This is a genomic window from Streptomyces luteoverticillatus, from assembly GCF_003970715.1.
GTDB classification, from domain to species: domain Bacteria; phylum Actinomycetota; class Actinomycetes; order Streptomycetales; family Streptomycetaceae; genus Streptomyces; species Streptomyces abikoensis.
Window position 1 is genome coordinate 6499321 of record NZ_CP034587.1, and the last position, 9300, is coordinate 6508620.

Here is a 9300-nt window from a genome sequence, read left to right on the forward strand (position 1 = left end):
CTGCGCGATGTGCGGTGACATCGACAATGTTCGCGTTCGGCAGGTACATGATCGATCCCGCTGGTATCCGTTCCCGGGGTGGTACTGGTGCCACCCCCGGTTCCGTGCTGAAGTCGACCGGTCGGACGACCCTTCTCCCTCAGGAGGACCGCACGTCATGGACATCGCCGCACTGCGCGCCGGCACCCCCGGCTGCGCCCACCGGGCCCACCTGAACAACGCGGGCGCCGGACTGCTCTCCCGCCGCACCCTGGAGACCGTGACCGCCCACCTCGAACTCGAGGCCCGCATCGGCGGCTACGAGGCCGCGACCGAGCGGATCGACGCCATCGAGGCGGTCCCCGCCGCCATCGCCGAGCTCATCGGCGGGCGGGCCGGGGAGGTGGCGCTGTTCGACAACGCGACCCACGCCTGGCAGGCCGCCTGCTACGCGATCCCCTTCCGTCCCGGCGACCGGATCCTGACCGGGCACGCCGAGTACGGCAGCAACATGCTGGCCTATCTCCATCTCGCCCGGCGCACCGGCGCCGAGGTCGTCGTGGTCCCGGACGACGAGCACGGGCGGCTGGACACCACCGCCCTCGAGGAGCTCATCGACGAGCGGGTCCGGCTGGTCGGCGTCACCCACGTCCCCACCGGCGGCGGCCTGGTGAACCCGGTCGCCGCCATCGGCCGGATCACCCGCCGGGCCGGAGTGCCGTTTCTCCTGGACGCCACCCAGTCGGTCGGTCAGTTTCCCGTCGACGTCGACGAGATCGGCTGCGACATGCTCGCCGCCACCGGCCGGAAGTTCCTGCGCGGACCGCGCGGGACCGGGTTCCTATGGGTGCGCACCGAGGCGCTGGAGCGTCTCGAACCCCACGTCAGCGAGGTCTCGGCGGGCGTCTGGGACGACAAGGACGGCTTCCTCTGGCAGACGGGGAGCCGGCGGTTCACCACGTTCGAGATGAACTACGCCGCCGTCCTCGGCCTGGGCAGCGCCGTCCGCCAGGCCCTGGAGCTCGGCCCGGCCGTGACCGGCGAACGGACCCTCGCCCTGGGCGCGGCGCTGCGGGAGCGGCTCGACGCGCTGCCGGGCGTCACCACGTACGACCTGGGCCGCGAGCGGTGCGCCATCGTCACCGCCCGGGTGGCCGGGGTGCCCTCGGCCGAGGTCAAGGACGCCCTGGCCCGGCACGGGATCAACGCGAGCCTGACCTCGCCCGACCAGGCGCGGACCGAGGGCCGGGACGTCCACCCGCTGGTGCGGCTCTCCCCGCACTACTACAACACCGAGGAGGAACTCGACCGGGCCGCCGACGTACTGGCCGGGGCGGCGCGGGCGGCTCAGCCCAGGTAGTCGATCTGATAGATGTGGAGGGTCTTCGTCTGGTGCCCCAGGTAGATGACGACGAGGACCTCGTCCAGCACCAGCATCCGCATGATCCCGTCGTCCTCGCCGTACGGGACGGTCACCGTGAACGGGTCCGTGCAGGCCGAGGCGAGGACGTCGCTGAGCCGTGCGCTCACCGACGGCGGGAGGGAGTCCCAGACGGCGGCTATCGTGGCGTCGTACTTGAGCGCGTACACCACCCCAGGTTCTCAGCCGCAGGGGGTCCTGTGGGAGCGAACGAGGGCGGCGTCCTCCTGGACCTTCTGGGTGATGTCGATCCACTCACCGGGGACCTCGCCGCCCGCCGCCTCGGCGGCAGCCGCCTGTCGGCCACGCTCGACGGCGGCGAGCGTGCGCTCGGCGATGCCCTGCCACTTCGCGAAGACGGTCAGCATCTCGTGCGCCGGGGCCCGGCCGATCTCGCCGATGAAGCGTTGGGAGAGGTCGGGGCTGCCGAGAGCGTCGCGAATGCGCTCGATGCTCCACGGTCCGGTGGTCATGGGTCCTCCCCGCGTCGGCGGCTCGACGGCCCAGAGTAGCGAAATTGTCCTCTCCGTATGGCGGGAACCCGATGCGGCCGCGAACTGACGACCGCCTACCGCAGGAGGACCACGCCCGGCGATCCCCGCGCGTAGCCGGGTCACCTGGTCGTGTCCGGGTGCCCGTCGGCGGTTTTCAGGCCGTACACGCGCCGGGCGTTGTCCGCGGCGATCAGGGCCGCGACCCGCTCCGCGTCCCCGGCCGGCCAGGCGCCCTCCCGCACCCACTCCGTCACCAGCCCGACGAGCGCCCGCCGGAAGAGCTCCGCGCCCACGACATAGAGCTCCGCGAGCCCATAGGCGTCCGTCGAGAACAGCAGCTTGCCGAACGGCGTCAGCTCCAGCATCTCCGCCAGCACGGCCCCGGCCCGCGCCCCGGTGTGCGCGAGGGTCAGCCCCACGTCGGCGTAGACGTGCGGGAAGACGGCCGCGAGATAGGCGGCGCCGCGGTGGTACGGATAGCAGTGCAGCAGGACCACCGTGCAACCGGTGGGGCGCACCGCCCGGACGAAATCGGTGAGCAGCAGCGGGTCGCTGCGGCGCAGCCGCAGGTCGGGGTCGCCGAAGCCGGTGTGGATCTGCAGCGGCAGCCCGGTGCCGGCGGCCGACCACAGCAGGTGGCGCAGCAGCACGGGGTCGGTCAGCCGCTCGCCGGGGGCACGGGTGACCAGCCACCGGTCGGCGGCCACGCGCACCTCGGCCGGCCGGGGCCGCTCGGGCGGGAGGTCCAGCCCGTGCCGGTAGGCGGCCAGCGACTTGAAGCCCACGGCCGTGCGGGCCGCGTCCGCCACCGCCCGGTCCAGGGCGTCCAGGAAGGCGGCCGTGCCGTCGGCGCGGTCGGCGAGCCCCTCCGTCAGCGACTCCAGGCGGACGATCTCATGGCACGGGACGCCCCCGCCGGCCGCCGCCAGCTCCTGGGGCGTCGTCAGGTCGCCCGGCAGCCCGGTGTCCACCACATAGGCGCCGATGCCGGTCGCGCCCAGCAGCCGCCGGTTGGCCTCGGCCGCGCCCAGCTCGCGGCGGCGGTCGAGATAGCGGCGGGGCGGGGCGTGCGGCTCCAGGTCCAGCAGGGGAGGGCACCAGCGGCGCACGGCGAAGCCGAGCTGGGTGTCGAAGAAACTGGTGCCGGGCGCTGCGGCCGCGTCCGACTCGGTGAGCCACGCCTCGAAGGCGGCGTCCGTGAGGTCGCCGCGCGCCACGCCGTGGCAGTGCTGGTCGACCAGCGGGGGCAGCGGCGGGGCGGCCACCTCAGTACCGTCCCCGGGTGGCCGCCGCGATCTCCTCCGGCGGAACGCCGTCGAACAGCCGTACCTCTCCCTTGCGGACGGCCACGACGGCCTCGAACAGGGCGTCGCCGAGCGCGTCGCGCAGCAGCCCCGAGCGCTCGAAGTGCTCCACCGCCTCGTCCAGCGAGGCGGGCAGGCGCGGCGCGACGCCCGTGGCCGCCGGGTCGCCGCTCACCGGCGGCGGCAGGGCGAGCCCGGCGTCCAGCCCGGCCAGCCCGGCGGTGAGGACCGCGCCGACGACGAGATAGGGGTTGGCGGCCGGGTCGAAGCACTTGACCTCGGCGTTGGCCGCCCCGGGGGCGTCCGGGGCACCGGTGATGAAGCGCAGCGCGGCCTCCCGGTTCTCCAGGCCCCAGCACTGGAACGCGCCCGCCCACCGCGAGGGCGCGAGCCGCAGATAGCTCGCGGGCGTCGGCGCGCCCAGGGCCAGCAGCGCCGGGAGTTCCGCGAGGATCCCGGCGAGGAACGCCTCGCACTCCCGCGTCATGCCGTACGGGCCGTCCCCGCCCGAGCAGAGGGGACGGTCGTCCTCCCAGAGGCTGAGGTGGAGGTGGGCGCCGTTGCCCACGCCGCCGGGCACGACGACGGGCCCGAAGAACGCGTCGAGGCCGTGGTTCAGGGACACGGCCCGGATCGTCTCCCGGACGAGCATGGCGAGATCGGCCGCGCCCACCGGGTCCGTCGCGGCGACCGACACCTCGAACTGCCCCGGCGAGTACTCGGGGTGGAGCTGGAGGACGTCGACGCGCTGGGCGGCGAGGGCTTCGAGGATGTCGCCGAGATAACCGGACAGCTCGGTCACCCGCGCCATCCCATAGGCCGGGCCGGAACAGGCGTAGGCCGGCTCGGGGCCCTCCGCGCCCGCCCGCGCCACGACCCACTCGGTCTCGAACCCCGTGCGCAGCCGCAGCCCCCGGGCGGCCGCCGCCTCGGTCGCCCGGCGCGCGAACCGCCGCTGGCAGGCGGCGTACGGGCCGCCGTGCTGCTCGTAGCGGTCGGCGGGCGCCCAGGCCCAGCCGGGCCGGGCGGCCAGCACGGTCAGCCGGTCCAGGTCGGGGAAGAGCCGCAGGTCCCCGTCCGGGCCGCCGATGTGGGGGCTGGTCACACTGGAGTCGTCGACGAGGTAGACGTCGAAGCAGGGCGACATGCCCACGCCCCAGCGGGCGGCGTGCGCGAGCCGGCTCGTGGGGACGGTCTTGACGCGGGAGACGCCCGCGTTGTCCACCCAGGCGAGGGCGACGCCGTGGACGCCCTGCGCGGTGAGCTGCGCGGCCGCTTGACGGGCCGCCGACTCCTCCCGCTCCCGGTCCGGTCGTTCCACGGCCGCTCCTTCCGTCGAGAGGACGCGCCGGGACGACGCGTCGGGAATGTCGAGAAGGCGGACCGTGTCCGGGGAACCGGGCACGGTCCGCTCGTATTACACCTCACCGCCCCCGGCTCGCGCCGGAGATCCGGGTCAGCGCAGGGCGGTGAGCTTGTTCAGGGTGTCGCGCGCGGCACCGGTGGGCTTGGCGGGGCCGCAGTACTCGGCCTGGACCAGGGAGACCAGATCGGCGTGCCAGTCGCCGTTGTAGTTGAACGCGGCGGTGTGGCCGCCCTTCTCGTCGGAGACGACGAGGGAGGTCGAGCCGTGGATGCCGCCGCTGTGGCTGAAGACGGTCACCCCGCACGACAGGGTGGCCGACATGATGCCGAGGCCGTAACCGGCCGGCGAGCCCTTGCCCATGGGAATCGTGGTGAGCAGCTCCCGCTGTTGCTTCTCGGGCAGGAGCCTTCCGCTCAGCAGGACGTTGTAGAAGCGGTTGAGGTCGCCGGTGGTGGAGATGATCGCGCCGGCCGCGCCGCCCCAGGACGGGTTGAGCTCGGTGACGTCGTACGTCTTCGCGTCCGGTTCCGTCTTCAGGAGCTTGCTGTAGGCGCGTCCGTGCGGGTTGGGCATCGCGGGCGAGGTGCCGGGGAAGGTGGTGGCGCGCAGCCCGGCGCGGCGGATGACGCGCTGGGTGATCTCGGTGGCGTAGGGGCGCCCGGTGACCTTCTCGACGATCATCCCGGCGAGGATGTAGTTGGTGTTGGAGTAGTGGAAGTCGGTGCCCGGCTCGAAGTAGGGCTCGTGCCGCAGGGCCACGTCCACGAGTTGGCGCGGCGTGCGCGTCTCGAAGCGGCGCTCCATGAACTCCGTGGAGAGGAACTTCTTGACGTCCTCGTCCTCGGTGTAGTTGTAGATCCCGCTGCTGTGGTTGAGCAGCTGGCGGATGGTGACGTGGCGGCCGTCGTGACCGCCGTTGCCGCGCAGGACGCCCGGCAGCCGGCTCTCCACGGTGTCGTCGAGGCTCAGCCTGCCCTCGGCCTCCAGCTGGAGGAGGACGACCGAGGCGAAGACCTTGCTGATGCTGCCGACCCGGAACCGGTCCTCGGGGAGCCGGGGCCGGCCGGTGTTCAGGTCGGCGACGCCGGAGGACCCGTTCCAGGTGACAGTCCTGTCCTGAACTCTCTCCCGGGCCTGCCCGAGGACGCCGGGCACACCCGCCGCGACCTCGGCGTCCATCACCTCCTGGGTCGCGCGGTGGTCGCGCCCCCCGGCGGGCGCGGCGGACGCGGCGGGGGCCGTGGCGGTGAAGGCGCCGGCGGCCGTCGCGGCCACCACGAACCCGGTCAGTGCTCTGCGTAAGGACCGTGCGGTCATCTTCCTGGCCTCTCGTACGGGAACGCGGACATCTCTGCGGACACTTCCCAGGACTCCTGTGATGTCCTGGGAGTTGAGCGGCAGTTGAGAGGCGATCGGGGAGGGGAGGGATTTCGGCCAGGCCGCGTCCGGGCATTCGGTCGTCTTATCGGTCCGGAGATATCCGGGAATTCCCCACTCAGCCGCGTAATCTCACCCGATCGACGGAATGCACCCGGGGTGGCCCGGAATCTACGCTTGGTGTATGTCGATGTGGGGTCGCACAGCGGTACCGCCGTCCGCGTTGCGGGCCGCGGTCGCCGTGCTGGCCTCCCTGCTGCTGGTGCTGACCGGGTCGGCGTCCGCCGGGATGGAGCGCGTCTCCGTCCGTGAGGAGACCCTCGCCTCCGCCTCGCTGTCCGACGACTCGTCCGACGAGTGCGTCGCCTGCGCGCCCGAGCAGCGTGTGCCACGTCCGGGGAGGGTCGGGCGGCCGGCGGGCAGGATCACCTGCCCGCCGGCCTTCGCGTCGTCCGCCGGGGGGACCGGGGGGCTCCCCGGCGGACGGGTCACGTCGCCCGGCGACACCGTAGCCGCGGGCCACGCGCAGCATTCCGTCCTGCGCTGCTGAGCACAGCCACGCCCCGCCCGCCTCGCCGCTGACGCGCGCGCCGGGCGGTGGCGTCGCTGACACCCGGGCTCGTCCCGGCAAGCCGGCAGTTCAGACACAGGAGTGACGCCATGCGCATCGATGCCGCGCGCGCTCTCGGCGCCTATGTGCGCGCCGAGGCCTATCGCGCCGACCGTCCCGCTCCCGATCCGGAGCCCGCCCCCGTCGTCGTCGAGGAACGACCGGACGCGCCCCAGGGCGCGGAGGACGGGGTCCCGTCGGAATCGCGCCGGGCGGGGGTGCTCGCCCGGCTGCTGTTCCTCCGTCAGGGATAGCCTCCGGCACCGGACGGATTTCGCGGCCCGCCGCTCCCGGCGGGCCGCTTCGCTGTGCGGGTGCGGCGCGGACGGTGAGGGCGGGAGGGAAGGGGCCCACCCCGCGAGGTGACTTTAAGGTAAGGCTAACCTAATATCCAGGTTGTCCGGCGGGAGTGATCCCGGACGGCGCCCTCTTCTCGTATTCCAACGCCCGGAGCATCTGATGACCTCGCCCAACCGTCTCCTCCAGTCCGCCCCGCGCCGCGCGGCGCAGGCTCTCGCCGCTGTGGGTGCGGCCGCGCTGCTGCTGACCGGCTGCGGCTCTGACTCGGACTCGGGCTCGGACAAGACGAAGAGCGAGGCGGCGTCCGGCGGCGAGACGCGCACCATCAAGGACGCGACCGGCACCGCCGTCAAGGTGCCCGCCCACCCCAAGCGCGTCGTCACCCTCACCCAGGAGGACCTGGACGCGGTGCTGGCACTCGGCGTCAAGCCGGTGGGCATCACCAACGGGCAGGGCCTGAGCAAGCCCCCGGCCTACCTGGAGGACAAGGTCAAGGGCATCAACGTCGTCGGCAACCTGCTCCAGCCGGTGATGGACAAGGTCCTCGCAGCCAAGCCCGACCTGATCCTCGCCGGTGACATGCAGGACGAGAACGTCCTCAAGCAGCTCCGCGAGATCACCCCGGCCACCCTGGTCACCATGGCGCCGACCGACGACTGGAAGCTGTCCTTCCGGGGTGTCGCCAACGCCGTCAACAGCCTGGACAAGGCCAACAAGGTCATCGCCGACTACGAGGCCAAGGCCAAGAAGGCCGGCGAGGAGCTCGGCGAGAACAAGGGCGCCGAGGTCTCCATCGTCCGCTGGAACCCGGACGGTCCCAGCTGGATGGAGAAGAAGCAGTTCGCCAGCGGCGTCGCCCTGGACATGGGCCTCAAGCGCCCCAAGACGCAGGACAAGGACGGTAACGCCCACACCCCGGCGCTCAGCCTCGAGAAGATCAGCGAGATCGACGGCGACTGGCTGTTCCTCTCCACGCTGACCTCGGACGGCGAGAAGGCCCTCAAGGACGTCCAGGAGAAGCCCGCGTACAAGGACCTGAACGCGGTGAAGAAGAACCACGCCGTGACCGTGAACGGTTCGGTCTGGTCCACCCGTGGCGGCCCGCTCGCCAGCGACGCCGTCATCGACGACATCACCAAGGCGCTCAAGAAGTAGCCACCCCGGACGGGCTGACTTTCGTCAGCCCGTCCGGCGTTTGAGGACAAAGCACAGTAGCCCGTCCGGCGTTTGAGGACACATCGCGCTACGCGCGGCGCGCCGCCGCGAAGTCGGCGGCCGTCCAGGCCATTCCCACCGCCCCGTCGAGGATCGCCCGCTCCGCCTCCGGCGAGACGGCCGCCTCGGCGAACTCCGGCTCGTGCGGGCCGCACGCGCCGCCCGTGATGTCCAGCACCGGGTGGATCGAGGGCACCGCGTGCGAGACGTTGCCCATGTCCGTGCAGGCGAAGGCGTCCTTCCGCTGAGGCTCGGGCCGTCCCAGCGCCCGGGTGTTGGCCGTCCACAGGGCGATCAGGCCGGGGTCGGTGCGGAAGTCCAGGTAGTCCGGCTCGGGACGGGTCAGCGACACCTCGCAGCCGGTGGCCAGCGCCCCGGCGCGGAAGCACGCCTCGACGCGCTCGCGCAGCTCCCGCAGGTCCTCGGCGGCCGACGCGCGGATCTCGTACTCGGCGGTCGCCCGGTCGGGGATCAGATTGGGTGCCGTGCCCGCCCCCGTGGTCACCCCGTGCACCTTCCACTGCGGCGGCAACTGCTGGCGCAGCAGCCCCAGCGCGACCTGCGCCACCGTCAGGGCGTCGGCGGCGTTGCGGCCTTCGTGGGCGTTCAGGCTCGGGTGGGCCGCCTTCCCCCGGTACTCGACCGAGAGCGTGCCCAGCGCGAACGAGCGGAACTCGGCCACCTCGAACGGGCAGGGGTGCACCATCATCGCCGCGTCCACCCCCTCGAAGGCCCCCGCCTCCAGCAGCAGCGCCTTGCCCGCGCCGCGCTCCTCGGCCGGGGTGCCCAGCACCCGGACGGTCAGGCCCAGTTCGTCCGCGAAGGGGGCCAGGCCCAGCGCCGCGCCGACGCCCGCCGCCGCGATCAGATTGTGGCCGCAGGCGTGCCCGAGGCCGGGCAGGGCGTCGTACTCGCAGGCGATGGCCACGGTGACCGGGCCGGAGCCGACGGTCGCCGTGAACGCCGTCTCCAGGCCGTGGGCGGGGGCGGTGACGGCGAAGCCGTGCTCCCGCAGCTCTTCCGCGCACCACGCGGCCGCCCGGTGCTCGGCGAAGGCCGTCTCGGGGTGCGCGTGAATGCGCCGGCTGAGCGCCAGAAGCCCCTCGCGGCGTTCCAGAACGCGCTCGCGTATGGCTGATTTGAGGCCCTCGGCCACGGTCATGTCCGCTCCAGTGTCGTCGTCTTCGCGCGGTGTCCTCGGCAGCCGGACCCACGCTCACAAGCGATCAGAAAAT

Annotated in this window: 10 protein-coding genes; 4 read left to right on the top strand and 6 right to left on the bottom strand. The window is 72.8% G+C overall.

Features of this window, described 5'->3' with window-relative positions:
- The first annotated feature begins 157 nt into the window (after nucleotides 1-157).
- Nucleotides 158-1339 (top strand): aminotransferase class V-fold PLP-dependent enzyme, encoded by a 1182-nt coding sequence (locus EKH77_RS28880; RefSeq protein WP_126917193.1) that lies wholly within the window; start codon nucleotides 158-160, stop codon nucleotides 1337-1339.
- Here the strand turns inward: EKH77_RS28880 and EKH77_RS28885 are convergent.
- From EKH77_RS28885 to EKH77_RS28905, 5 genes are all read right to left on the bottom strand, one after another.
- Nucleotides 1327-1569: a hypothetical protein gene (locus EKH77_RS28885; protein WP_126917194.1), complete on the bottom strand. Its 243-nt coding sequence runs from the start codon at nucleotides 1567-1569 to the stop codon at nucleotides 1327-1329. The genes EKH77_RS28880 and EKH77_RS28885 overlap by 13 nt on opposite strands.
- Before the next feature lie 12 nt (nucleotides 1570-1581).
- Nucleotides 1582-1872, bottom strand: coding sequence for a hypothetical protein (locus EKH77_RS28890; RefSeq protein WP_126917195.1), 291 nt, complete (start codon nucleotides 1870-1872; stop codon nucleotides 1582-1584).
- 140 nt (nucleotides 1873-2012) lie between these two features.
- On the bottom strand, nucleotides 2013-3158 hold the full coding sequence (locus EKH77_RS28895; protein ID WP_240667586.1) for an amidohydrolase family protein: 1146 nt from the start codon (nucleotides 3156-3158) through the stop codon (nucleotides 2013-2015).
- Nucleotide 3159: 1 nt separating this feature from the next.
- Nucleotides 3160-4518 (bottom strand): glutamine synthetase family protein, encoded by a 1359-nt coding sequence (locus EKH77_RS28900; protein ID WP_126918362.1) that lies wholly within the window; start codon nucleotides 4516-4518, stop codon nucleotides 3160-3162.
- A gap of 135 nt (nucleotides 4519-4653) precedes the next feature.
- On the bottom strand, nucleotides 4654-5880 hold the full coding sequence (locus EKH77_RS28905; RefSeq protein ID WP_206279947.1) for a serine hydrolase domain-containing protein: 1227 nt from the start codon (nucleotides 5878-5880) through the stop codon (nucleotides 4654-4656).
- A gap of 244 nt (nucleotides 5881-6124) precedes the next feature.
- Here EKH77_RS28905 and EKH77_RS28910 point away from each other — a divergent pair, with 244 nt between their 5' ends.
- The 3 genes from EKH77_RS28910 to EKH77_RS28920 all read left to right on the top strand — a co-directional run bounded on the left by EKH77_RS28910 (nucleotide 6125) and on the right by EKH77_RS28920 (nucleotide 8005).
- On the top strand, nucleotides 6125-6490 hold the full coding sequence (locus EKH77_RS28910) for a hypothetical protein (protein WP_126917196.1): 366 nt from the start codon (nucleotides 6125-6127) through the stop codon (nucleotides 6488-6490).
- A gap of 110 nt (nucleotides 6491-6600) precedes the next feature.
- On the top strand, nucleotides 6601-6804 hold the full coding sequence (locus EKH77_RS28915) for a hypothetical protein (RefSeq protein WP_126917197.1): 204 nt from the start codon (nucleotides 6601-6603) through the stop codon (nucleotides 6802-6804).
- A gap of 205 nt (nucleotides 6805-7009) precedes the next feature.
- The gene (locus EKH77_RS28920; RefSeq protein ID WP_126917198.1) at nucleotides 7010-8005 is read left to right on the top strand and encodes an ABC transporter substrate-binding protein; all 996 of its coding nucleotides are present in this window, start codon (nucleotides 7010-7012) and stop codon (nucleotides 8003-8005) included.
- Nucleotides 8006-8093: 88 nt separating this feature from the next.
- On the opposite strand, the gene EKH77_RS28925 is transcribed toward EKH77_RS28920, so the two are convergent.
- Nucleotides 8094-9227 carry a M20 family metallopeptidase gene (locus tag EKH77_RS28925; protein WP_126917199.1) on the bottom strand — a complete coding sequence of 378 codons (1134 nt, stop codon included), beginning with the start codon at nucleotides 9225-9227 and terminating at the stop codon, nucleotides 8094-8096.
- Nucleotides 9228-9300: the final 73 nt, after the last annotated feature.

What these genes read in the sequence shown, in the direction of transcription:
- EKH77_RS28905 (WP_206279947.1), bottom strand. Translation starts at nt 5,880, where the DNA reads ATGACCGCACGGTCCTTACGCAGAGCACTGACCGGGTTCGTGGTGGCC.
- EKH77_RS28915 (WP_126917197.1), top strand. Translation starts at nt 6,601, where the DNA reads ATGCGCATCGATGCCGCGCGCGCTCTCGGCGCCTATGTGCGCGCCGAG.
- EKH77_RS28890 (WP_126917195.1), bottom strand. Translation starts at nt 1,872, where the DNA reads ATGACCACCGGACCGTGGAGCATCGAGCGCATTCGCGACGCTCTCGGC.
- EKH77_RS28880 (WP_126917193.1), top strand. Translation starts at nt 158, where the DNA reads ATGGACATCGCCGCACTGCGCGCCGGCACCCCCGGCTGCGCCCACCGG.
- EKH77_RS28910 (WP_126917196.1), top strand. Translation starts at nt 6,125, where the DNA reads ATGTCGATGTGGGGTCGCACAGCGGTACCGCCGTCCGCGTTGCGGGCC.
- EKH77_RS28925 (WP_126917199.1), bottom strand. Translation starts at nt 9,227, where the DNA reads ATGACCGTGGCCGAGGGCCTCAAATCAGCCATACGCGAGCGCGTTCTG.
- EKH77_RS28920 (WP_126917198.1), top strand. Translation starts at nt 7,010, where the DNA reads ATGACCTCGCCCAACCGTCTCCTCCAGTCCGCCCCGCGCCGCGCGGCG.